The following is a 23,301-nucleotide window of genomic DNA, read 5'->3' on the forward strand; positions in this document are numbered from 1 at the left end:
GTTTTGGTTCGCCTAAACGAGTGGCTGAGCTGCCGAAGGTGGATTGATGTGACCGCCGTGAGAGTGGCCGCCATGGACGAACTGCCACTCGATTCCTACTACGACCACAGGACGCCCGGCTCCCAGCTCGCCGTCTCGCCGACTGGCGAACGCGTCGCCTACACCGTCACGGAGTTCGACGCCGACGAGGACGACACGCACGGCTCGCTGTTCGTCGTCCCGACGGACGGCAGCCGGAAGCCACACCGCCTGAACCACGCCTCCGACGCCGGGCCGGCGACGTGGAGTCCGGACGGCGAGCGCCTCGCGTTCGTGGCCGGGCGCGACGAGGACCTCGAACTGGGCGTCGCCGGGGACGAGGCAGACGCGGAGTCGGAGGAAGACGGTGCAGACGCACCGAACGGCGACGAGGAGTCGGACGCAGACGCTGCTACTGCGAACGACGAGGAACCCGAGCCACAGGTCTGGCTGTTCGACCTCGACCGCGGCGGCGACGCCAGACAGGTCACGACGTTCGACGAAGGCGTCACCGACTTCGACTGGGGTCCGGACGGCGAGCGCCTCGTGGTCTCGGCCCGCGACCCGACGGAACGAGAGGAGGCCGATGCCGCTGTGCGCGAGGACGGCCCGGTCGAGACGGAGACGGAGCGGCTCCAGCACGTCCACGAGGGACAGGGGTTCCTCGACGACGCCAGCACGTATCTGTTCGTCGTCGACGTCGAGACGGGGGACCAGCGGCGGCTCGACGACACCGCCGACGCCACGGCGGCGGGGAAACGCGGTCTCGGCCCGGCGTGGAGCCCCGACGGCGGCCGCATCGCGTTCTTCGCCAACCAGCGCGACGATGCCGACGACAGCTACACACGGGACCTCCACAGCGTCGCGCCAGACGGCACCGACCACACGGTCCACACCGACGGCAGTCTGAGTGGCGGGCGGGCCGCGTGGGACGACTCCGGCGACCGGCTCGCCTTCGCCGCGAGCCCGGCCGACGACGTGTACGAGCCGACCGAGCCGTACGTCCTCGACCGTGAATCCGGGACCGTCCGGTCGGTTGCGGCCGGCCTCGACCGCACGCTCTGGTACTTCGGCGGGCCCTGCTGGGTCGACGGCGACGTGCTCGCGCCGGTCGGCGACCAGGGACGCACCCGGTTCGTGCGGTTCGACGCCGACGGCAGCGGCGCGACCCGGCTGTACGAGGGGCAGCGGGACGCCGAGTCGCTCCTCACCTTCGACGCCGACGGCGGTACCGTCGCGGGGGTGTTCTCCGCGCCCGACGACGGCGTGGACGTGTACGGCCTCGACGCGACGGCACTGACCGCCGGGGGTGACGTGGAACGGACCCGGCTCACCGCGCTCACCGACGACCTGCTCGACCGGTACGAACAGCCCGGCTGCCGGAAGCTCACCGTGGACTCCGGCGACGCGTCCGTCGACGCCTGGACGTTCTATCCACCGGGCTTCGACCCGGACGACCCGGAGCCCCGCCCCACCGTCCTCGCCATCCACGGCGGCCCAGCGGTGTACGACCAGCCGCGGTTCCAGTTCCTCGACGCCGTCCTCACCACCCGTGGCTACGTCGTCTGCCGCGTGAACTACCGCGGCTCGACCTCCTACGGCAGCGAGTTCTCCGGTGCCCTGCGGGGCCGCTGGAACTCCGTCGAGGTCGACGACCTGCTCGCCGTCACCGACGCACTCGTCGAGCGCGGCTGGGCCGAGCCCGACCGGCTGTTCGCCACCGGGTTCTCCCAGGGCGGCATCAACACCGCCTACCTCGTCACCAACACTGACCGGTTCACCGCCGCAGCCGCCGAACACGGCATCTACGACGCGCGCTCGGCCTTCGGTACCGACGACTCGCACGTCTGGTGGGGCCAGGAGTTCGGCCTGCCCTGGGAGGACGGCGACACCTACGACGCCATCTCCAGCCTCCCTGATGCGGGGCGGGTCGACACGCCGACCCTGCTCACCGCCGGCGCGAACGACCGCCGCTGCCCGCCCGAACAGGCCGAGCAGTTCTACGTCTCCCTCCGGAAGCAGGGGCTCGATGCCCGACTCGTCGTCTACGACGATGGACACGACGTCTCCACGCCCGACCGCGCCATTCACCGGTTCGAGGAGCTGCTCGGCTGGTTCGACCGTTTCGACCCGGCGACCGACGATGTGTCGCGCGAAGCGTACGATCCGCACGGGCGGGACGTGGCGGACGAAGCCGACGGTGAGGGCGAAGACGGCGAGGAGTGAGTTCGGGCCGCCTCCCGGCCCAGCAGCGGCCGGCCGGAGTCCCCAGTTTCAGGGCCATGGCTCACGAACACCATCCCACCCATGCAGTTCACCGTGGTCCAGGGCGACATCGCCGCACAGTCCGCCGACGCGCTGGTCAACGCCGCCGGCACGAGCCTCCGGATGGGCTCGGGCGTCGCCGGTGCGCTCCGCCGCGGCGCGGGCGACGAGATAGACGAGGCCGCGATGGCGAAAGGGCCGGTCGACCTCGGCGAGTGCGCCGTCACCGACGCCTTCGACCTCGACGCCGAGTACGTCGTCCACGCCGCCGCGATGCCCCACGACGGCGACGGCCGGGCGACCGAGGCGAGCATCCGCGACGCGACGCGGAACGCGCTGGCGGCGGCAGAGGAACGCGGCTGCGAGTCGCTCGTGATTCCGGCGCTCGGCTGCGGGGTCGCCGGGTTCGACCTCGAAGACGGTGCGCGCATCATCTGCGAGGAGCTGACGGCGTGGGAGGCGACGACGCTGGAGGACGTACGGTTCATCGCCTACAGCGGCGCGGAGTGCGAGACGATACGGCAGGTGGCAGCAGCGTTCGACTGAGCTACTCGTGCCCGGAGACCCGGACCGGCTCGTACGGCTCCTCCAGCCACGCCACGTCGCTGTGGCTGAGGTCGATGTCGAGCGCCTCGACGGCCTGCTCCAGGTGCTCGATGCTGGTCGTGCCGACGATGGGCGCGTCGACCACGTCCTTCGAGAACAGCCACGCGAGGCCGATCTGTGCCATCGTCACGCCGTGTTCGGCGGCGAGTTCCTGGACGCGCTCGTTGATCTCCCGTCCGCCGCCCTCGAAGTAGGGGTGCTCGCGGGCGAACTGGTCGCTCTCGCCGCGTGCCGTCGCGTCGAACTCCTCGTGGGGGCGGGCGAGGTAGCCCCGGGCCAGTGGTGACCACGGGATGACGCCGATGTTCTCCTTCGCACAGAGCGGGAGCATCTCGCGCTCCTCCTCGCGGTAGAGCAGATTGTAGTGGTTCTGCATGGTGAGGAACCGCTCCGTGCCGAGGCTGTCGGCGGTGTAGAGCGATTCGGCGAACTGGTGGGCCCACATCGAGGAGCCGCCGATGTAGCGGACCTGGCCACGACGGACGGCGTCGTCGAGCGCGCGGAGCGTCGTCTCGATTGGCGTGTCGTCGTCCCAGCGGTGTATCTGGTAGAGGTCGACGGTGTCCATCCCGAGCCGGTCGAGACTGTTCTGGAGCGCCTGCTCGATGGCTTTCCGGGAGAGTCCGCCCGAGTTCGGGTCGTCCTCGTCCATCTGGAAGTAGCCCTTCGTGGCGACGACTGCCTCGTCCCGCTGCCCATCGAGGGCCTCGCCGAGGATACGCTCGGACTCGCCGTCCGAGTACATGTTCGCGGTGTCGAAGAAGTTGATCCCGAGGTCGAGGGCGCGGTCGACGAGCTCCTTCCCCTCGTCCTCGTCGAGGACCCAGCCGCGCCAGTCCGGGTCGCCGAAGCTCATGCAGCCGAGGCAGATGCGACTGACCTCCAGTCCGGTGTCGCCGAGAGTCGTGTACTCCATAGTGGGCACCACGAACCGGGGGGAGAAAAACGTGAGCGGAACGCTTATTTTCGGGCTGGGAGCACGTCGAGACATGTCGACGTATCTGAATGCCCTCCTCGCACTGTGCTGTCTACTGGGCTGTGCTGTGGGTGTCGCGGTGGCGGACACGCCCGCTCAGGCGGCCGACGACGGCCCCAACGTCACCGTCTCGGCCCCGGACCAGGCCGTCTACAACGCCACCTCGACGTTCGAAGTGGCGGTGACGAACGCGACCGGCGACGTGTCGGTCGAGTGGACGTTCCCCGACGGCTCGAATGCGACCACCAGACAGGCGAGCTACCGGTTCCAGCAGGAGGGCAACGTCACCGTCACCGTCGCCGTCACCGACGACACCGGGACGACGACGCGCACGCTCGACTACGAGGTGTACCGGTACAGCTCCGGGCAGGGGGACTCGCAGGCCCTGCCCGTGCTCGGGATGCTCGGCGTCGTCGTCGGCCTCATGACCTTCGTCGTCGCGCTCTACTTCAAGGTGCTCCCCTGGTTCTACCGGAACATCTAGAGCCCTTCCGGGTCGATGAAGCCGATGGCGAGTCTGGTGCCGAGGTACGCGACGACGCCCAGACAGGCGTAGACGACGACGAACGCCCAGGTCCACTCGCCGGGGCTGCCGATTGCCAGCCGGGCGACGGTGTTTGCCGGGTGCTCGGGCAGCAGGCCGGCGACCGTGATGGTGCCGAGCACGCCCGTCGAGTAGAGGAACTGCGCCTGCCGCCGGTCTGTGGCCGCGAGCGCGATACCGATGCCGACGGAGACGACGAGCACCGCGAGCGCGGCGACCAGCCCGACGAGGACGAGCGGGTTCGATATCGCCGTCCCGTTGAACCAGAGCAGGCCGATCCAGAGCGCCGCCTGCACGGGCGCGAGCGTCGCCGTCGCGAGCAGCTTCGCGTCGACGATGCCGCCCAGCGTGACGGGCGCAACTCGGAGCAGTTCGAGAGTCCCTCGCTGGCTCTCCTCCGTGAGCGAGTCCACCGCGATGGAGCCGGAGATGAACACCGGCAGGAACATCAACAGCGGCACCAGCACGGTGTAGGTGAAGCCGAAGTACGGGCTCGACCCCTCCTTGGGGGGCACGTCGAGCACCGCCCGGTCGAGGCTGGTGCGGTACTCCTGCCGCAGGTTCTCCTCCATCGCCTGCAGCGTCTCCCGCACCTGGACGATGATGACCGTCGTGCGCAGGTTCTCGTCCGGCACCGTGGCCTGGACCGCCACCGTCCCGTTACCGGCGTGTCTCGCCACCATCACGGCGTCGACGCGCCGATTCCGGAACCCCTCTCGGGCGTCGGCCGGCGTCTGATACCGGACGACTTCGATGCTGGGGTCGTCGTCGACGACCTCGATGACCTCGGCGGAGGCGTTGCCGCCGACGGCCATCTGGAGCGTGTAACCCTCGACGCTCCCCGGGTCGTACAGCGAGACCAGCCCGACGACGAGGAACGAGGAGAACGACGCCACGAACAGCTGGATGAGCAGCGCGAGGACGATGGTCTTCTCCGACCGGAGCGACGCGACCTCGCGCTTGGCGATGGCGAGGCGAGCGCGCACCGCGGCGCGTCGGCTCCGCTCACCCGTCGGCTCGTCGTCGCTTCCGCTCCCGTGGTGAACCGGCGGGCCGTCATCCGACAAGGCCGGACACCCCCAGGTTGTAGACCAGATGGACGACGACGGCGACGCAGAACGCGCCGAGGTACGCACGCCTCGACCGCTGTGCGCCGAGCGCGGAGATGGTGGCCGTGACCGTGTGCAACAGCAACGGCAGCGCCAGCAGGCCGAGCGCGATCAGCGGGTCGATACCCCCGACGGCCGCGTCGGGGAACACGCTCTGGCCCTCCGGGAGCGTCTGGAGCTGGACCAGCTGGACGAGCAGCGTCAGCTTCTCCGCGATGAAGAACCCGACGCCGCTCGCGATACCCAGCACGACCGCCGCTCGCTTCGACCGCTCGAACCGCGCGTACTCGAAGCCGGCGTAGACGTGGACGCTCTTCGCGATCTCCTCGATGACCGCCACGGTGAGAAACAGCGCGGGGACCGAGACGGAGCGTGGGAGGATGAACACGAGTGCGATGGCGAGCAGCTCCGCGAGGAAGACGAACGGCAGCAACAGCATCGTCACGACGGCAACGGACCCGACGCTCCGTACCCGCGTCGCGATGGCGTCGAGCGCCTTCTGGTGGACCGGGCGCTGGCTGAACATGTCCTCCTCCCGGTAGGTGCCCGCACCGAGCGTGAACAGGACGAGCGCGGTGAGCAGGAACGGCACCGTCGCGAAGGTGAACTCGCCGAGCCCCACCGCCTGTCCCTGCAGGTCCATCACGACGACGGTCAGGGGCGAGATGAGCGCGATGGGCGTCACGTCGGTGAAGATGGCGGGGACGAACACGTACGACGTGAGGAACACCGACACCGCGATGGTGACGAACGTGAGCTCCTTGAACGACCGTGCGAACATCCCGCCGACGAACGTCGAGGCGAGAAAGAGCAGTGCGATGGGGATGACCGCGCCGACCGAGGCCAGGCCGCCGCCGATGGCCCACGCGATGCCGACCGTGACAGCGACCAGCCCGAGGAAGTACGGGAGCGTCTTCCCCGCGATGATGTCCCGCCGGGAGACGGGCGCGACGAGCAACAGCTCGCCACGGCGGTTGATGCGCTCGTTGATGATGGTGCTCCCGTACGCCTGGATGACGAAGTTCATCGGGACGATGAACAGGAACGCGAGCACGAGCGAGCTGAACGGGAACGGCGGGCTGATGCTGCTCGGGTCGCCCGAACTGGTGCCGCTGCCGAAGCCGCCGCTGCCGCCGAGGTTCGGGGCCGAGACACCGTCGTCGCCGTCAGCGGCGGTGTCGCCCCCGCCAGCCGTTCCGTCCCCACTCGTGCCGGACCCGTCGCCGCCGTTGCTGGTGCCGCTCCCGTCGGCGTCCGTTCCGTCGGTCCCGTCGGTGTTCCCGGCTCCGGCGTCGGTTCCGCCGTCCGGCGCGAATCTCGAGCCGCCGCGTGACTCGTAGAACACGTCCACGGCGACGGGGAACGCGGCGCTCTGGTTGTCGTCCAGACGCATCTGCCCGTCGTTGTACTCGACCACCGCCGTGCGGAACTCGGCGTAGGCCGCCTGCCCCTTCCGCGTCGAACGCGGAATGATGGGGCCGCGGTCGGTGACGAGCAGGTCGATCTCGCCCCTGTTCAGCGCGGTGGCGGAGGCCTGCCCCGGGCGGGCGTCGAACTTGGCGCTCTCCTGGACGACCTCGTGGTACGGGTCGCCGGGCTCGACCCCGACGCGGTAGATGCCGTCGTCGAGGCCGGGGCCCTGTTCGACGACGGCCGGCGCGGCGAGCCCGCCGACGACGAGCATGAGGACCGCGACGGCCGCGGTCCGCCTGTCGATGGTCCCGGCGCTCTTCTCTACCTCCCAGCGGGCGATTCGGAGGGTCTTCCGTGGGGATAGTGGGGGCCAGCCGTCGCGGAGTCGGGACGGGAGCGAGCGGAGCCGGGTGATGACTGCGGTGAGGCGCGAGCCCCGCGTCACGTCTCCGCCTCCACGGTCCGGTCGCGTTCGCCTTCGCTCGCCTCCTCGGGCGTCTCGCCCGCGATGTCGAGGAAGATGTCTTCGAGGCTCGGGTCTCTGGTCTGGATGTCGACGACCGAGCCGCCGAGGGCGCCAGCCTGCGACCGGAGCGCCTCGACGGCGTCCATGTCGCCGACGACCGACTCGTAGCGTTCGTCCCCCGCGGGTTCGGCGGCGTCGAGCTCCACGTCGGTGTACACGTGGTACTCGGTCGAGCCGTGTTCGCGTCGAATCTCGTCCAGGGTGCCGCGGGCGATGATCTCGCCCTGATTCATCACGATGACCCGGTCGCAGATGCTCTCGACGTGGTAGAGGTTGTGCGCGGAGAAGACGATGGTCTTGCCCTGCTCGGCGAGCTGTTCGGTGAACTCGATGATGTAGTTGGTCGTCAGTGGGTCGAGCCCCGACGCTGGCTCGTCGTAGATGAGCACGTCCGGGTCGTTGACGAGCGACCGGGCGATGGCGACCTTCCGCTTCATCCCCTTGGACATGTCGCCGATACGGCGCTCGCGGTGTTCGAGGTCGAGCCGGTCGAGCGCCTCGGTGATGCGCTCGGCGGCCACGTCGTCGGGAACGTCGTAGAGGTCCGCGAAGAACTCGAGGTACGATATCGCCGTCATCTCCTCGTACAGCGGGGACTCCTCGGGGAGGAACCCGAGGTTACGACGCATCTCGGGGTCGTCGGCCGCCCGGCCGGCAACCGAGACCGTCCCGCTCGTCGGCTCGATGAGCCCTGCGAGCGTCTTGAGCGTCGTCGTCTTGCCGGCCCCGTTCGGCCCGACAACGCCGAAGACCTCGCCACTACCCACCGAGAACGTGCTGCCGTCGACCGCGACGAAGCCGTCGTACTCTTTGCGGAGGTCCTCGACCGTTATCATCCGTTGTCATCTGCCAAGGACCCGCGAGATTTGAAGATACCGGCCCCGTCTATCGTTTCCGTTGACACGAACGGGCGGCGTCCGGGGGCCTCGACGGTACGCTTATCGGGCCCCACACCGCAGTGTGAGGCGTGTCCGCAGGAACGTCGGTCCAGCTCGGCTCGACCCCCGACGGCCGCCGCATCGAGGTCGCCCGCGAGGTGAGCGTCGACCACCGCCGCGCCTGGGAGCTGCTGACCGACACGTGGCGCTGGCCCGAGTGGGGACCGACCGTCGAGGACGTGAAGGCCCCGGCCCGGTTCATCTCCGAGGGAAGCCACGGCAGCGTCAAGGTCCTCGGGGCGTTCTGGGTCCCCTACGAGGTGACGAGCTGCGACGATGGCCGGTGGACGTGGGACGTGGCGAAGCTGCCGGCGACCGGTCACCGCGTCGAGCCGGTCGACGAGGACCGGTGCCGCGTCATCTTCGAGATTCCGCCGCTCGCGGCCGGCTACGTGCCGGTGTGTCGCCGTGCACTTTCGAAGATCGAATCTATCCTGCTCGCGGACGAACGCGCTCGCTGACCGGTGGCGCGTGGTGCCAGTTACAGTAGCGGCGCGACGAGTGCCGCCGCGATGTCGCCCGTCGCGACGCTGTACTCCCACTGCGTGCCGGCGAGGACGAGGAAGCCGAGTGCAGCGCCCAGCATGACGACGTTCTTCAGGAACGCCGTCATCTCGTTCTGCTGCTGTTCCGGGTCGTCAACCGTCCAGAAGTCGTGCATCACCGGTGTGGTCACGACGAGGAACACCGCGATGGCACCCGCGCCGACGACCGGGTAGAACCCCAGCGCGATGGAGAGCCCCCCGAAGAGGAGCATGCCGCCGGTGAACGGGACCATCAGGTCGGGAGCCGGCACGCCCTTCATGCCGGCGTAGCCCGCCATGTCCTCGGCGTTCAGGAAGTGGTTCACGCCCATGAAGGCGACGACGCCCCCGACGAGCACCCGCGCGACGAGGAAGACGACGGCCGCAGTGCCGGTTATCTCGAGCGTCATTCCTGTGTCTCCGTGCGGTTCTGGGCGGCTCGGGTCGATACAAGTCGCGGTTCGCAATCTGGTATCATTACGTTACCTGATTCTATTCCGAACCTATATATACTTCAGGCGACAATTGAGTAACCAGATACCATCGATGTCATCGGAAGCACTCGACTCGACGGAGAAAGACGGTACCGCGGAGAAGAACGCGGGCGCCTGTCCGGTCGTCGAATCGCTCGAACAGATCGGTTCGCAGTGGCGGCTCGTCGTCCTCCACGACCTCGCGGACGGCGAGAAGCGGTTCAACGAGCTGAAGCGGTCCACCGGCGCGAGCTCGCGCACCCTCTCGCGCGTCCTCGACGACCTCAGTGACCTCGGCTTCGTCGAGCGGCGCGTGGAGGCCGACGCACCCATCGCGTCCTACTACAGCCTCACCGACAAGGGGGCGTCGCTCTGTCCCGTCTTCGACGAGATCGAGAGCTGGGCGACCGACTGGCTCTGAGATGGCGGCGGACCTGCAGGAGAAGACCGACCGCTACCACGACCTCCTCGCGGAGGCGCTGGAGGAGGTGAGCGTCTCCGCACCGGAGGACACGCCGATGGGCGAGGCAGCACTCGACTGTCTGGAGATGGCCGCCTCGTACCTCGACGACGGCGAGCACTTCCGCGAGAACGACGACCCCGTGAACGCGCTGGCGGCGTTCTCCTACGGCCACGCGTGGCTGGATGCGGGTGCCCGGGTCGGCCTGTTCGACGTCCCACGCGAGGGACACCTGTTCACCGTCTGAAAACTCTTCCTCAGCCGTCCAGTTCCCCGGAGAGCACGGCCTCGACGATTTCCGAAAGAATCGGGAGTGCCCGCTCCGCATCGCCGACGGGGATGGACTCGTCGACGGTGTGGGCCTCCGAGAGCGAGCCGGGGCCCCACACCACCGCCGGGGTTCCGTCCGCGACGAACTCCCGGGCGTCCGTCGCCGCGGCCATCCCCCAAGGGTCGTCGGGGGCGAGGTCGCCGGTGCGGTCCCGGACGAGTTCGGCGAGCGAGTGGTCCGCGGCGATGCCGGCCGAGGCGTAGTGCTGGACCGTCTCCCGGTCCGTGGCGACGCCGTCCTCGCGCTCGGCGGCGGCGAGCAGGTCGTCGACCTCCCGGTCCACGTCCGCGATGGACTCCGCCGGGAGGATGCGCCGGTCGAGCAGGAACTCGGCGCGGGCGGGAACGACGGCCATGTTCGAGCCGGTGCCCGCCTCGAACGCGGTGACGTTCGCGTACGCCTTCCCGACGAGCGGGTCGCTGCGCTGCCGGAGCTGCGCGTCGTACTCGTCGATGCGGTCCAGCAGCGTCCGAGCCGCGTCGATGGCGTTCGTCCCCTCGTCGGGGTTGCTCGCGTGGGTCGACTCGCCGTGGACGCCGATCCGGTAGGTGACGACGCCCTTCGCGCTCGTCGCGACGCGGAACTCGGTCGGTTCGAGGACGACGGCGTAGTCGCCGCCGTACCCCTCGTCGATGAGGGTTCGGGTCCCGGGCAGGCCGGTCTCCTCGCCGGCGGCCGCGTGGACGACGAGCGTCCCCGACTGGTCGTCGTCGGCACGTTCGCGGTTCCTGGCCGCGACCATCGCCAGCGCCAGCCCGGTCTTCATGTCCGCGCTGCCGCGGCCCCAGAGCCGACCGTCCGCCACCACGCCGGCGAAGGGGTCGTGGGACCACTCGTCGGGGTCGTCGGCCGGCACCACGTCGGTGTGGCCGTTCAGCACGAGCGTCGGGTCGCCCGAGCCGACCGTGGCGACGGCGTTCGGGCGGTCCGTGCCCGGCGTCGGCACCAGCTCGGCGTCGACGCCGTGTTCGGTGAACCAGTCGACGACGTACTGGGCACAGAGGTGCTCGTTCCCCGGCGGGTTCTCGGAGTCGAACCGGACGAGACGGGCCGCGAGGTCGACCACGTCGTCGGGATGCTCGGCGTCGGATGCCTCGACCATGGCTCAGTCCAGTGCCACGTCGAGCGCCTGCGCCAGGTCCGCGACGAGGTCCTCCTGGTGCTCGATACCGACGCTCAGCCGGACCAGCCCCTCGTCGATGCCGGCCTCGGCCAGCTCATCGGGCGAGAGGTCCTGGTGGGTCATCAGCGCGGGCACCTCGACGAGGCTCTCGACGCCGCCGAGGCTCTCCGCGAGCGCGAACACCTCGAGTCCGGCGGCGAACTCGGCGACGGTCTCCCGGTCGCCGTCGAGTTCGAACGCCACCATCCCGCCGAAGTCGGCCATCTGCCGGGCGGCGACCTCGTGGTTCGGGTGCGACTCGAGTCCGGGGTAGTACACCGGGTCGACGCCGGGCTGGTCGTCGAGGAACTCGGCGACTGCCCGTGCGTTCGCGCAGTGTCGGTCCATCCGCGCCGAGAGCGTCTTCATCCCACGCAGGACGAGGAACGAGTCGAACGGCCCGAGGATGGCGCCCCGGGTGTACTGGGTGTACTCTATCTCCTCCGCAACCTCGGGGTCGTTCGTCGCGACCGCGCCGGCGAGCACGTCGGAGTGGCCACCCTGGTACTTCGTGAGCGACTCGACGACGATGTCGGCCCCGAGTTCGAGGGGGCGCTGGAGGTAGGGCGACGCGAACGTGTTGTCGTTCGCGAGCAGCGCGTCGTGCTCGTGGGCGGCCTCCGCGGCCGCCGCGATGTCGCCAACACGCAGCACTGGGTTCGTCGGCGTCTCGAAGTAGACCAGCGCGGTGTCGGGCCCGATGGCATCGGCGATGGCGTCGGCGTCGTTCACCGGGACGTGCGTCGTCTCGACGCCGTACTCGGCGTAGACGTCCGCGAGCAGGTCGTGCGTCTCAGCATAGAGGTTCTTGGCGGCGACGACGTGGTCGCCCGGGGAGAGAACTGACGCGAACACCGCATCGATGGCGGCCATCCCGCTGGCGAAGGCGTACCCGTGACTCCCGCCCTCCAGCATGGCGAAGGACTGCTCCAGTGCGTCACGGGTCGGGGCGGACATCCGTGAGTACCGGTGCTCGCTCTGTTGCTCCGTCGGCGAGGCGTACTCGTAGGTGGCGTTCGCGTAGATCGGCGGCATCATCGCGCCGTACTGGTCGTTTCTGGTGTGTGAGTGTACCTCCCGTGTCTCGAAGTGACGCTCGTCCATACGACACCCACGACGGGTTCTGATTTATACGTGTTCCCCGGAGCATCCCCTGCCGCTGCCCGGAATACCGCCGTTCGTTGGCGATGGAATTACAAGGGGTGCCCGAGTCGAGACGTACTGATGGAGGCTGTTCTCTGGTACGTGATGACCGGGACCCGCGGTGGTGAGAACCGGGTCCGAATCCTCCGTGCCATCGACGAACGGCCACGCAACGCGAACAAGCTCGCCGAGGAGCTGGATCTGGACTACAAGACGGTCAGACACCACCTCGACGTGCTGATGGAGAACGACATCGTCGAGAACAGCGGCGACGACTACGGCGCCGTCTACCTCCCGACGGGGCAGGCACGGGACCACTGGGACACGGTCGAGCAAATCATCGAACAGGTGGACTGAGCACTACTATGGCCGAAATTGGGAAAGAGTATTTCATGGGACTCTTCATAGGTGGAGACAGATGAGCATCTGGGTGGACCTGGCGAAGGTTTCGACCGGCGTCAACGTGCTGTTGTTGCTGGTGCTGGGCTACATCTGGGGCCGCAACTACCTGCAGTTCCGTTCGAAGCACACCCTCGGACTGCTCATATTCTCCGTCTTCCTGCTGGCGGAGAACGCGCTCGTGCTGTACTACTACCTCGTGGACCCGACGCTGTCGGTCTGGTGGCACGACCAGGTATCGCCGGTCTGGCGGGCGCAGATGATAATCAACGGGATGCAGTCGTTCGGCCTCGCTTTCCTGGTCTGGGTCAGCTGGGACTGATACTGCCACGATTCTCGCCGGGCTGAAACGGGCAACTGGTTACCGGAACCCTTTATCCTGCCGTCCAGTACCACAGCTGACGCTGCCGTCCGACGGCGGTTGCGGCGATAATCGCGTTACTGCGGGCACATGTGGAACGAAATTGGGTGAGAGGCGGGCCGCAGTTCGGAAAATCCCTTTTTAACACCTTCCCGTCGGTCTGGGTATGCGAGACAGATTGACAGTACTGATCGTCGTCGTCGCACTCTGTACCAGCGCGGTCGCAGGGGTCGCGGCGGCAGGCACCGACACGACGGCCGAGTCGAACCACGCCTCGGTCACGTTCGAAGCACAGACGTCCGGCGGCCACACGGTGACCGTCGACGAGGTGACGATGGCGGAGGGTGGCTTCGTGACGATCCACGACGCGAGCGTCACCGAGGGCAACGTCTTCGGCAGCGTGCTGGGAACCTCGACGTACCTGGAAGCGGGCACGCACGAGGACGTGACCATCACGCTGGACGACCGGGTGAGCGAGGACGCGACGCTCGTCGCGATGGCGCACCGTGACACGGACGGCGACCGCTCGTACTCGTTCGTCGCGTCGAACGGTGAGACGGACGGCCCGTACACGGCTGACGGCAGCGCCGTCGTCGACACGGCCGCGATCACCGTCTCCGCGACTGTCTCGATGGACGACGGCGTCGTCGCGAACGACACGGTCGTCGTCGACCGCGTCGAGCTCTCGGAGGGTGGCTTCGTGACGGTCCACGACGCGACCGTGACCGAAGGTGCCGTGTTCGAGAGTATCCGTGGCACCAGCCAGTACCTCGAAGCGGGCGTCCACGAGAACGTCCGCGTCACGCTCTCGGAGCCGCTCGAGGGGGACACGACGCTGGTCCCGATGGCCCACGTCGACAGCGACGGTGACGGGACGTACACGTTCGAGGAGTCCGAGGGCGGCGCTGACGGCCCGTACACCGCGAACGGGAGCGCCGTCGTCGACACGGCCGCGGTCACGGTCAGTACCGAGGCGACCGTGAGCTTCGCGAACCAGTCCACCGGCGGCGAGCGCGTCGTCGTGGACGAGGTGTTCCTGCCGGAAGGTGGCTTCGTGACGGTCCACGACGCGACCGTGACCGAGGGCGCAGTGTTCGACAGCATCCGCGGTACCTCCACGTACCTGGCCCCGGGTACGCACGAGGACGTCGAGGTCATCCTCGAGGAGCCGCTCGGAGAGGACACGACGCTGGTCCCGATGGCTCACATGGACTCCGACGGTGACGAGACCTACACGTTCGAGGAGTCCGAGGGCGGCGCTGACGGCCCGTACACGGCTGACGGCGCCGCGGTGGTCGACACCGGTGTGGTGACGCTCGGCGCGAGCGTCTCGATGGCCGACCAGACCGCCGACGGCCACACGGTCGTCGTCGAGGACGTCGACCTCGCTGAGGGCGGCTTCGTGACGGTCCACGACAGCTCGCTGTTCGCGGGTGCGGTGTTCGAGAGCGTCGTCGGGACGTCCGAGTACCTCGAAGCCGGTCACCACGAGGCGGTGACGGTCACGCTCGACCAGCCGGTCCGCTCGACGCAGACGCTGGTCCCGATGGCACACATGGACTCCGACGGTGACGAGACGTACACCTTCGCCCAGAGCGAGGGTGCGGCGGACGGCCCGTACACGTACGACGGCGGTGCGGTGGTCGACACCGCCCGCGTGCAGGTCGGGGCGTACGTCAGCATGAGCGACCAGGAGACCGACGGCACGACGGTCGTCGTCGACTCCGTGACGCTGCAGGATGGCGGCTTCGTGACGGTCCACGACGCGACCGTGACCGAGGGCGCAGTGTTCGAGAGTATCCGGGGTACCTCCGCGTACCTGGCCCCGGGCACCCACGAGAACGTCGAGATCGCGCTCTCGGAGCCGGTCACCGAGGACACGACGCTGGTCCCGATGGCCCACTACGACACCGACGGTGACGAGACGTACACGTTCGAGGAGTCCGAGGGCGCTGCTGACGGCCCATACGTCTACTCCGGTGGCGCAGTCGTCGACACCGCCAGCGCGACCCTGACCGGCGGGATAGACGACGGCACCGAGACGACGGCGGACGACGACTCGATGGACGACGGGACGACGATGATGGAGGGGACGACCGAGATGGACGGCACGGGGATGAACGGTGAGGGCGAGTCCGACGATGGTGGCTCGCCCGGCTTCGGTATCGCCGTGGCACTCGTGGCGCTCGTCGCGGCTGCCGGCATCGCGCGGCGGCGCGCAGCCCGGTAAGGCAGCCAACCGACACCCAAGTCTTTTATACCAGCACGTTACCGAGTAGCACAGCAGTATATAAGGGTTTCACCGCTGAGCGTCTGCGAGATGTACTCATCGGCGCTTTGTTTATAAAGCAAGGCAAAAGTTTATATACTTGCCGCACTAACTAAGGGTGAAGAGTACTCCGGGAAGGGCGTCCTTTCTTTCTGGCCCGAACGGAGGCGAGCTTCAGGAGATCAACATGAGCGATTCAATAACCACCCGTTTCACAGACGAGACACAGGCGACCGAGACAAACGCGACCGAGACAAACGAGCGAACGCGGACGGAGACGAGCGAAGCCGAGACGACCTGCCCCGAATGCGGCGGTGACGTGCGGTTCGACGCCGAGCACGGCGAGACAGTCTGCACCGACTGCGGCCTCGTCGTCGACGACCAGAACATCGACCGCGGCCCGGAGTGGCGTGCGTTCGACGCGAGCGAGCGTGACTCGAAGTCGCGCGTCGGCGCGCCGACGACGAAGATGATGCACGACGACGGCCTGTCGACGAACATCGGCTGGCAGAACAAGGACGCCTACGGCCGCTCGCTGTCCAGCCGCCAGCGCAAGAAGATGCAGCGGCTACGCACCTGGAACGAGCGCTTCCGCACCCGCGACAGCAAGGAGCGCAACCTCAAGCAGGCCCTCGGCGAGATCGACCGCATGGCGAGCTCGCTCGGCCTCCCGAAGAACGTCCGCGAGACGGCGTCGGTCATCTACCGCCGCGCGCTCGCGGAGGACCTGCTCCCCGGCCGCTCCATCGAAGGCGTCGCCACTGCTGCGCTGTACGCCGCGGCCCGACAGGCGGGGACGCCGCGCAGCCTCGACGAGATGGCGGTCGTCAGCCGTGTCGACAAGATGGAGCTGACCCGGACGTACCGCTACGTCGTCCGCGAGCTGAAACTCGAGATTCAGCCCGCCGACCCCGAGAAGTTCGTGCCGCGGTTCGCCAGCGACCTCGACCTCAGCGACGAGGCCGAGCGTCGGGCGCGCAAGCTGCTCGAGAACGCCCGCGACGCGGGCATCCTCTCGGGGAAGTCGCCGGTCGGTCTCGCGGCGGCGGCCATCTACGCGGCCGCCCTGCTGACCAACGAGAAGGTCACCCAGAGCGAGGTCAGCGATGTCGCGAACATCTCCGAGGTCACCATCCGCAACCGGTACAAGGAGCTGCTGGAAGCATCGGATACGGGCTTCGCGTCCGCCTGATCGGGCGGCGTCCACCACGAATCGCTCCGGTCCCGAGGCTGTAGCCTCAACCTTTTTCTCCCCAGGTGGTGTTATCCCGTGGCATGGTGGAAACCTACGTCCGGCTTCTCTGTCCTGAGTGCAACAAGGAGTGGGAGCTGGGACCGGACGAGCTCCCCGGCCCGAAGCGCAACTACAGCTGCCCGACCTGCCACGCGACGCGTCGCGTGGCGGAGTTCATGCGGACGGAACGCGACCTCGAGACGCTGAAGCAGCTCCGGTGACTACAGGTCGGGGACCGCCGAGAGGGCCCCGCACGCATCGCACTTCAGTACCGTCGTCCCCTGCTCGGTGACCAGCCGCGTGTCCGGCGAGGAACACTCCGTACAGCGGACGAACGAGTCGACGTACTCCTCGAGCGCGTCGGCGATGCGGTCCTGCCGGAACTCGCCTTTCAGCCGCGCACGGCCGCGTTCGTCGATGTGGCCGCTGGTCCCCAGTTCGTCTTGGAAGAACTTCATCACGTGCGACGGCTCGCGGTTCAGGGTGTCCGTCGTCGGCTTGAAGTTCTCGTAGACGGTCATCTTCCCCTCCTGGCGGACCTCGGCGTCGGGGACGCTGAAGCGCTCGCCCGTGGAACTGAACTCGGGCGTCTCGTCCAGCGCGCGTTCCAGTTGGTCCTCGTAGTCCATACCTACACGAACGTGGCGACGGAACTAAAATTGCTTCGTACTCGCCCGGGACGGCTACGCGCCGCCGCCGAACCGCTCCTGCAACCAGTCGAGCTGCCGGGTCAGCTCCGTGGAACGCTGTCGCTCGATGACCGTCGCGTCGAGCACCTGCCCGACGATGGCGACGTCGAGCGCGAACTCGGTCTCGGCGGTGACCTCGCACGATTCGGTATCGCCGGTGACGGTGTACCAGGTGGTCATCGACTCGAAGATGCCGTCGCGTTGTTCGAGGACCAGCGTCTCCGGGTCGTCTCTCGTCACGACGAGTTCGAGCTGTATCTCCAGCAGTCCGACGTGGTTCGTGATGGTGACGACGTCCTCCTCGACGGTCACCCCGTCGAAGCCCGCGGCCTCGGTGAACGCCTGGAGGTCGCCAACCGCGTCCCTGACGGCGTCCGCCGACCCGTCGATCGACCGCGAGAGCGTGACTGTGTTCATCGGTTCTGATTCGTCGCGCCGTCGGAAAAGTCCCGGTGCGAACACGTTCGCGACTCGCCGCCCCGCTCAGTACGCCGCCTCGAGCACCGCCTCGATATCCTCGCGTGTCGCGTCGAGCTCCGGCGGTGCGTTCCGCATGAGGGAGTCGTCGAGGATGGTCTCGGCGACGGCCTGGAACGCCTCGGGCGCCGGCCCGTCCACGTCGCGGAGCTGGGTCGGCAGGTCGAGCGCATCCCGGACCGCGGTGACGGCCTCGACGACAGCGGTCGCCGGTTCCGCGGCGTCCCCGACGCCGAGTGCTTCGGCGATGAGCTCACGGCGGGCATCGACGTGCTCGAACAGGTACTCGAGGACGTGCGGAACGACGACGGCGTGGGCGACGCCCTGCTGGACGCCGTAGCCACGGGTCAGCCCGTGGCCGAACGCGTGGACCACGGAGAGCGTCGTCTCGGACCGGCGCGAGATGCCGTACTGGACCAGCGTGGTGCCCTCGACGACGGGCTCGAGGACAGCGGGTGTCGCACCCTCGCGTCCGAGTCGCGGGAGGTGCTCTGCGAGCAGCCGGAGGCCGCGACTCGCGGTGCCGTCGGTCACCGGCGTCCGGGTGCTCGCGTACAGCGTCTCGAGGCCCTTGTCGAAGCCGTTCATCGCCGAGCCGACGAGCACCGACTCGGGCGTCGTCGCGACGAGCTCGGCGTCGCCGACGACGGCGGTCGGCATCAGGCGCTCGTCCCAGACGCCGCCGGAGACGAACGTCTCGACCAGGCTCGACGACGGGTGGGCCGTGAGGCCGGCCACCTGCGAGAGGTCGGCCCCGGCCAGCGTGGTCGGCACCGCGAACACCGGCGTGAGATCGCCGTCCGGGATGGAGACGCTGCCGGTCTCCGCGAGTTCGGCACCGACCCGGTCCGGGGGCCGTTCGTCGGCGTGCAGGACGCTCATCACCTTCGCCACGTCGATGCTGCTCCCGCCACCGACCGCGACGAGTGCGTCCGCGTCGTGGCGTTCCATCGCAGCGACCCCGTCGTAGGCGTTCGAGAGGCGTTTGTCGGGTGTCGTCCGCGGGAACTCGCCGGCGAGGCGGCCGCCCAGACCAGCACGGACCGGCTCCATCACGGCGCCGGTCCCGCCGACGGTCGAGCCACAGACGACCAGCGCACGCTCGCAGCCAGCCGACGCGAGCTCGGAATCGAGGGAAGCGACCGACCCGGAGCCGAGCCGGAGCGTCGGCCCGTCGTACGCGAACCGGGCACCGTCGGAAGCATCGTATTGCATGATGCATCGGAGTACGCTCTCCCACGGTATGTCGTTTCGCCCGTCAGCGACGACAGACCGAGTCACGGTACACGACAACATGTGCTGCATATTTACTCCCGTTCCTGCCGAACGCGAACCATGAGCTGTCCGCATCTGGCGTACCGGCAGGGAGCGACGAGCACATCTTCGACGAGCGCCGAGCACTGGGGGAGACACCGCGACGCGGGGTCAGTGGTCGGTGAGTGACGTGGCCTACGCCGACTCCCTCGACCGCGAGCCGGTCGTCGTCACCGCCGCGTTGACCGGCGGCGTCCACGGCAAAGAGGCGAACGCCAGCATCCCGGAGACCCCGGAAGAGATCGGCAGGGCGGCCGCAGAGGCGGCGGCCGCGGGAGCGACTCGGCCGCTGACAGCCAGCTGTTGCCTCTGGCGAACCGCCGCAAGTTACCTACGGCGTCGCTGTCAAGTAACGTCTATCCGCAGCGCGCGGGACACGCCACGATGGGAGACGACACACTACCGACCGACCTCGATGCCCTCGTCCAGCACGTGCCGGGGCTCGCCATGGTCATCGACCGGGACGCACGTATTCGACGGACGAGCGAGACCGTCGAACAGGTGCTCGGGTACGTCCCGGGCGAGTTGACCGACCATCACCTCGGGGAGTACGTCCACCCGGACGACCGGGCGGCAGCGCTCGCCGCCGTCGCAGAACCGGGAGACCCGACCGAAGAGCCGACGGAGTGCCGTCTGGCGACGGTGGACGACGGCTGGTCCCGCCTGACAGTCGTTCCGAGCGCCGGGACGAACACCGACCTTGGTGGCTACGTCATCCTGGACGGGACCGACGCGGTGCAGCCCGACGACGGCCAGACGCCACTGCCAGAGGGGATGAACGACGGGTTCCTCGCCGTGGACGACGACCGGGAGGTCACCCGGGTCAACGAGCGGGCGGTCGAACTGCTCGGCCGAAGTCGGGACGCGGTCGTGGGGGAAGACCTCGCGACCGGACTGCAGGACGAAGCCGGCGCGACGCTCGACGACCGTCTCGCGGCCGCGATAGCGAGCGGCGACTCACCCTCGTTCGACCTCGACTACGACCCCACGGGCTCGCTGCTCGCGGTCCAGGTGTACCCGTCCGGGGATGGCGCGACCGTCTACGTCCGCGACGTGACCGAGGAACGACAGGTGGCCACGGAACTCGAGGAGAGCGTGGCCGCGCTCCATCAGCTCTACAAGCTGGCGTCGAACGCGGAGCTCAGCTTCGAGGAGAAGCAGTCGCGGGTGCTCGAACTCGGCCGCTCCTACCTCGGCCTGCCGTACGGCTTCGTCTCGAAGACCGACGACTCGACACAGTACATCGTCACCGCGACCGGCGACCACGAGCTGCTGCAGCCCGGAGAGAGCTGTCCGATCGACCAGTCGTACTGCCGAAAGACCGTCGAGACCGACGGTATCCTCGCGATGCACGACGCCCTCGCGACCGGGATGGACCCCGACGATTCGGCCTACGAGCTGTTCGATCTCGGCGCCTACGTCGGCGGGAAGCTCGTCGTCGACAGCGAGCTGTACGGGACGCTCTGCTTCGCGGCGACGGCCCCCCGCGACCGCGAGTTCACCGGGAGCGAGCGGGCGTTCGTCGAGGTCGCCAGTCGCTGGCTCGCCTACGAGATCGAGCGCCGCGAGTACCAGGCCCAGCTCGAGGAGCGGAACGAACGGCTGGCGGAGTTTGCGAACTTCGTCAGCCACGACCTCCGGAACCCGCTGAACGTCGCCGAGGGAGAGCTCGAACTCGCGATGACGGCGGTGGACAACGAACACCTCGACGAGGTTGCCTGGGCCCACGAGCGGATGCGCGAGCTCATCCAGGACCTCCTCTCCGTGGCCCGCGGCGGCGACGAGGTCCGGGACCCCTCGGCGGTCGACCTGGCGTCGCTCGTCGACGCCTGCTGGCGGAACGTCGAGACCGACCCGGCGACGCTGGTCGTCGAGGCCAGCGGTGTCGTCGCGGCGGACGAGGGCCGGCTCCGCCAGCTGTTCGAGAATCTCTTCCGGAACGCCGTCGAGCATGGCTCGACGAGCCCCCGCTCGACTTCGTCTCACGAGGACGCCGTGGAACACGGTTCCACGAGCAGTCGGACGGGGTCCGACGACGCCGTCGAGCACGGCTCGACGGGCGCTGGTTCGGGGGCGCACGAGGACGAGCAGAGCGCCACCGGGCTGACGGTGACTGTCGGCGACCTGCCCGACGGGTTCTACGTCGCCGACGACGGACAGGGTATCCCCGAGGACGAGTGCGACAAGGTGTTCGAAGCCGGCTACACGACCGCCGACGAGGGCACCGGCTTCGGCCTGCAGATCGTCGAGCAGGTCGCCGGGGCCCACGGCTGGACTGTGACGGTGACCGAGAGCAAGGACGGCGGGGCACGCTTCGAGTTCACCGGCGTCGACGGTCGGTGACGGCCGTCAGTCGGCCTCGCTCTCCTCGGTGTCCCCCTGCTCGGCCTCGATGTTGAGTTCGGCGAGCAGCCGGGCCGTGACGACCTGTTCGACGATGTCGACGAGGTGCCGGTCGTTGGACGTGTAGTCGGCGAAGATGCCGAGCGGGATCTCCGCGCCGGCCATCTCCCGGTGGCCGCCGCCGCTGCCCGCGTCGTCGAACGCCTCGTGGAGGACGTCGCCGACGTTGACCCGCGAGTCCGTCGTCCGGCCGCTCAGCTGGATGGAGTCACCGACGATGCCGAAGACGAACGTCGTTCCGACGCCCTCGAGCGTCGCGAGGTAGTCGGCCGCCTGTGGCAGCGCGTCCCGCTCGCTGGTCCGGCCGACGTTCGAGAGCAGCACCGGACCGTACACCTGCCGGTTCTCGATGGCGTCGGCGATGGCGTCGACGGTCGCGCTGCTGACTGCGGGGCTGGAGAGCTGTCGGAGGAGGTCGCGGTCGGCCTGCTCGTGGAGGAACCCCGCGGCCCCGTACTCGGCGGCGGTCGCCCCGCGCAGGAACCCGAGCGTCTCGCGCCGGATGGCGAACAGCAGCGCCGTCGCCAGCCGGTCGTCGACCTCGGTCTCGAGCTCGCGGACGTACTCGGTGAGGATGGTGGCCGTCGCGCCGACGTCGGCGCGATGGTCCTGGAAGCGGGCTTCGATCTCGTCGCTCGGGTGGTGGTCGATGACCACGTCGACCAGCGTTCCGTCGGGGACCTGGTTGTTGACGCCGGGGACCGAGTGGTCGACGAACGCGAGCAGCGACCCCGGCTCGCGGTCACGGACGATGTCGGGGTCGAACTCCTGGAGCTCTATCTCGAGCAGGTTGACGAGCGCGCGGTTCTGCTGGTGCGAGATGTCGCCGCTGTAGAGGATGCGTCGCTCGTCGATGCCCGCGTCCGCGGCGATGCGGCCAAGCGCGAGCGCGCTCGCGAGGCAGTCGGGGTCCGGGTTGTTGTGGCAGACGATGGTCAGCTCGTCGCCCTCCGTGAGGAGGTCCCGGAGGTCGGTGGCAGCGTTCATCGTCTCCCGCTTCGCAGCGAGGCATCAAGCCTCTGGTGCCGTCAACTCTCCTCGACGAGTGCGAGGCGTCGCACGGACCGCCGGATGAGATCGCCGCGACCGGGACGTCCTGTCCGCCGCTGTGGACGACGATGCTGTCGACGCCCCGGGAGTCCGAGAGGCGGCAGTGGATCTCCACGTCCTCGGCCGTCGAGCCTGCTCCCGACACCATGGGAGATAGTCGGTCGAAATCTCCCGAGTTGCTGCTCCCGAAGGTCTTCGCTTCCCGGGCTCCCGCGGCGGTTCCGTCAGCCATCCGGGCGCGGACTCGTCCCGAATCATTTACGACACCCGGCGTACAAATCCGGGGCATGACCGAGGAGATACCGGACGAAGTCGCCGCGCTCGTCGACAAGATGGCCTCGGAGTACGTCCAGTCTGAGTACGAGATCGCCGAGGCCCTCGCTGCAGCAGAGGGCCCGCTGACACTCGACGAGCTCGTCGAGGAGACGGGGTACACCGAACGAACCGTAGAGAAGCGAACGGGCACCCTCGAGGACCGGCTCGGCGGCGAGCCACTGTTCCAGCGCGACGAGGACGACAACCCGATGCTCCACCCGGTGCTGGCACGCGCCATCCGCAACGGCACAGACGAGTAACGCCACGCGGCGAGGCCAGCCCGAAGGCCACAGCGGCGGTGC

General features: G+C 68.6%; 24 protein-coding genes and 1 pseudogene. 14 read left to right on the forward strand and 11 right to left on the reverse strand.

Features of this window, described 5'->3' with window-relative positions; genetic code table 11:
* Nucleotides 1–72 precede the first annotated feature (72 nt).
* On the forward strand, nt 73–2,244 hold the full coding sequence (locus tag NO978_RS01050) for a S9 family peptidase (RefSeq protein ID WP_257297655.1): 2,172 nt from the start codon (nt 73–75) through the stop codon (nt 2,242–2,244).
* 81 nt (nt 2,245–2,325) lie between these two features.
* Nucleotides 2,326–2,829 (forward strand): macro domain-containing protein, encoded by a 504-nt coding sequence (locus NO978_RS01055; RefSeq protein ID WP_257297656.1) that lies wholly within the window; start codon nt 2,326–2,328, stop codon nt 2,827–2,829.
* A gap of 1 nt (nt 2,830) precedes the next feature.
* Here NO978_RS01055 and NO978_RS01060 read toward each other — a convergent pair whose 3' ends face one another.
* Complete coding sequence (locus NO978_RS01060) at nt 2,831–3,805, reverse strand: aldo/keto reductase (protein ID WP_257297657.1); 975 nt, start codon at nt 3,803–3,805, stop codon at nt 2,831–2,833.
* 73 nt (nt 3,806–3,878) lie between these two features.
* Here NO978_RS01060 and NO978_RS01065 point away from each other — a divergent pair, with 73 nt between their 5' ends.
* Nucleotides 3,879–4,349: a PKD domain-containing protein gene (locus NO978_RS01065; RefSeq protein ID WP_257297658.1), complete on the forward strand. Its 471-nt coding sequence runs from the start codon at nt 3,879–3,881 to the stop codon at nt 4,347–4,349.
* On the opposite strand, the gene NO978_RS01070 is transcribed toward NO978_RS01065, so the two are convergent.
* The 3 genes from NO978_RS01070 to NO978_RS01080 all read right to left on the reverse strand — a co-directional run bounded on the left by NO978_RS01070 (nt 4,346) and on the right by NO978_RS01080 (nt 8,293).
* Nucleotides 4,346–5,476 (reverse strand): ABC transporter permease, encoded by a 1,131-nt coding sequence (locus NO978_RS01070; protein WP_257297659.1) that lies wholly within the window; start codon nt 5,474–5,476, stop codon nt 4,346–4,348. The two genes, NO978_RS01065 and NO978_RS01070, sit on opposite strands and share 4 nt — an antisense overlap.
* On the reverse strand, nt 5,466–7,271 hold the full coding sequence (locus NO978_RS01075; protein WP_369684089.1) for a PrsW family intramembrane metalloprotease: 1,806 nt from the start codon (nt 7,269–7,271) through the stop codon (nt 5,466–5,468). The genes NO978_RS01070 and NO978_RS01075 overlap by 11 nt, the downstream gene beginning before the upstream one ends.
* Before the next feature lie 101 nt (nt 7,272–7,372).
* Entirely contained in the window at nt 7,373–8,293 is a 921-nt protein-coding gene (locus NO978_RS01080; protein ID WP_257297661.1) for an ABC transporter ATP-binding protein, read from the reverse strand.
* Nucleotides 8,294–8,424: 131 nt separating this feature from the next.
* Here NO978_RS01080 and NO978_RS01085 point away from each other — a divergent pair, with 131 nt between their 5' ends.
* A complete protein-coding gene (locus tag NO978_RS01085) occupies nt 8,425–8,856 on the forward strand; it encodes an SRPBCC family protein (RefSeq protein ID WP_257297662.1) in 432 nt (143 codons plus the stop codon).
* 20 nt (nt 8,857–8,876) lie between these two features.
* Here the strand turns inward: NO978_RS01085 and NO978_RS01090 are convergent, their stop codons facing one another.
* Nucleotides 8,877–9,329 (reverse strand): DoxX family protein, encoded by a 453-nt coding sequence (locus tag NO978_RS01090; protein ID WP_257297663.1) that lies wholly within the window; start codon nt 9,327–9,329, stop codon nt 8,877–8,879.
* A 136-nt stretch (nt 9,330–9,465) separates the two neighbouring features.
* Between NO978_RS01090 and NO978_RS01095 the strand changes: the two genes are divergently transcribed.
* Nucleotides 9,466–9,813, forward strand: a complete 348-nt coding sequence (locus NO978_RS01095; protein ID WP_257297664.1) for a helix-turn-helix domain-containing protein — start codon at nt 9,466–9,468, stop codon at nt 9,811–9,813.
* Nucleotide 9,814: 1 nt separating this feature from the next.
* A complete protein-coding gene (locus NO978_RS01100) occupies nt 9,815–10,099 on the forward strand; it encodes a DUF357 domain-containing protein (RefSeq protein ID WP_257297665.1) in 285 nt (94 codons plus the stop codon).
* 10 nt (nt 10,100–10,109) lie between these two features.
* Here the strand turns inward: NO978_RS01100 and NO978_RS01105 are convergent, their stop codons facing one another.
* Together NO978_RS01105 and NO978_RS01110 are read right to left on the reverse strand one after the other, a co-directional pair.
* Entirely contained in the window at nt 10,110–11,285 is a 1,176-nt protein-coding gene (locus NO978_RS01105; RefSeq protein ID WP_257297666.1) for a M20 family metallopeptidase, read from the reverse strand.
* 3 nt (nt 11,286–11,288) lie between these two features.
* Entirely contained in the window at nt 11,289–12,449 is a 1,161-nt protein-coding gene (locus NO978_RS01110; protein WP_257297667.1) for a PLP-dependent aspartate aminotransferase family protein, read from the reverse strand.
* A gap of 120 nt (nt 12,450–12,569) precedes the next feature.
* Between NO978_RS01110 and NO978_RS01115 the strand changes: the two genes are divergently transcribed.
* The 5 genes from NO978_RS01115 to NO978_RS01135 all read left to right on the forward strand — a co-directional run bounded on the left by NO978_RS01115 (nt 12,570) and on the right by NO978_RS01135 (nt 16,972).
* On the forward strand, nt 12,570–12,845 hold the full coding sequence (locus NO978_RS01115) for a winged helix-turn-helix domain-containing protein (protein ID WP_256398672.1): 276 nt from the start codon (nt 12,570–12,572) through the stop codon (nt 12,843–12,845).
* A 61-nt stretch (nt 12,846–12,906) separates the two neighbouring features.
* Entirely contained in the window at nt 12,907–13,209 is a 303-nt protein-coding gene (locus NO978_RS01120; RefSeq protein ID WP_257297668.1) for a hypothetical protein, read from the forward strand.
* Between the two features lie 205 nt (nt 13,210–13,414).
* Nucleotides 13,415–15,478 carry a PGF-CTERM sorting domain-containing protein gene (locus NO978_RS01125; RefSeq protein ID WP_257297669.1) on the forward strand — a complete coding sequence of 688 codons (2,064 nt, stop codon included), beginning with the start codon at nt 13,415–13,417 and terminating at the stop codon, nt 15,476–15,478.
* 226 nt (nt 15,479–15,704) lie between these two features.
* The gene (locus NO978_RS01130) at nt 15,705–16,709 is read left to right on the forward strand and encodes a transcription initiation factor IIB family protein (RefSeq protein ID WP_257297670.1); all 1,005 of its coding nucleotides are present in this window, start codon (nt 15,705–15,707) and stop codon (nt 16,707–16,709) included.
* Between the two features lie 83 nt (nt 16,710–16,792).
* Complete coding sequence (locus tag NO978_RS01135; protein WP_089731793.1) at nt 16,793–16,972, forward strand: hypothetical protein; 180 nt, start codon at nt 16,793–16,795, stop codon at nt 16,970–16,972.
* Here NO978_RS01135 and NO978_RS01140 read toward each other — a convergent pair whose 3' ends face one another.
* From NO978_RS01140 to NO978_RS01150, 3 genes are all read right to left on the reverse strand, one after another.
* On the reverse strand, nt 16,973–17,380 hold the full coding sequence (locus NO978_RS01140; RefSeq protein ID WP_257297671.1) for a translation initiation factor IF-2 subunit beta: 408 nt from the start codon (nt 17,378–17,380) through the stop codon (nt 16,973–16,975).
* A gap of 54 nt (nt 17,381–17,434) precedes the next feature.
* Nucleotides 17,435–17,857 carry an SRPBCC family protein gene (locus NO978_RS01145; protein WP_257297672.1) on the reverse strand — a complete coding sequence of 141 codons (423 nt, stop codon included), beginning with the start codon at nt 17,855–17,857 and terminating at the stop codon, nt 17,435–17,437.
* Between the two features lie 66 nt (nt 17,858–17,923).
* Nucleotides 17,924–19,132: an iron-containing alcohol dehydrogenase family protein gene (locus tag NO978_RS01150; protein WP_257297673.1), complete on the reverse strand. Its 1,209-nt coding sequence runs from the start codon at nt 19,130–19,132 to the stop codon at nt 17,924–17,926.
* Nucleotides 19,133–19,361: 229 nt separating this feature from the next.
* Here NO978_RS01150 and NO978_RS01155 point away from each other — a divergent pair.
* Together NO978_RS01155 and NO978_RS01160 are read left to right on the forward strand one after the other, a co-directional pair.
* Nucleotides 19,362–19,511 (forward strand): annotated as a pseudogene (locus NO978_RS01155) (3-keto-5-aminohexanoate cleavage protein); the annotation flags it as partial.
* Nucleotides 19,512–19,615: 104 nt separating this feature from the next.
* Complete coding sequence (locus NO978_RS01160) at nt 19,616–21,574, forward strand: ATP-binding protein (protein ID WP_257297674.1); 1,959 nt, start codon at nt 19,616–19,618, stop codon at nt 21,572–21,574.
* A gap of 6 nt (nt 21,575–21,580) precedes the next feature.
* Here NO978_RS01160 and NO978_RS01165 read toward each other — a convergent pair whose 3' ends face one another.
* The gene (locus tag NO978_RS01165; protein ID WP_257297675.1) at nt 21,581–22,621 is read right to left on the reverse strand and encodes a bifunctional oligoribonuclease/PAP phosphatase NrnA; all 1,041 of its coding nucleotides are present in this window, start codon (nt 22,619–22,621) and stop codon (nt 21,581–21,583) included.
* A gap of 350 nt (nt 22,622–22,971) precedes the next feature.
* Here NO978_RS01165 and NO978_RS01170 point away from each other — a divergent pair, with 350 nt between their 5' ends.
* Entirely contained in the window at nt 22,972–23,259 is a 288-nt protein-coding gene (locus NO978_RS01170) for a hypothetical protein (protein ID WP_257297676.1), read from the forward strand.
* The last annotated feature ends 42 nt before the right edge of the window (nt 23,260–23,301 follow it).

Source organism: Haloarchaeobius sp. FL176, from assembly GCF_024609245.1.
Classification (GTDB): Archaea; Halobacteriota; Halobacteria; order Halobacteriales; family Natrialbaceae; genus Haloarchaeobius.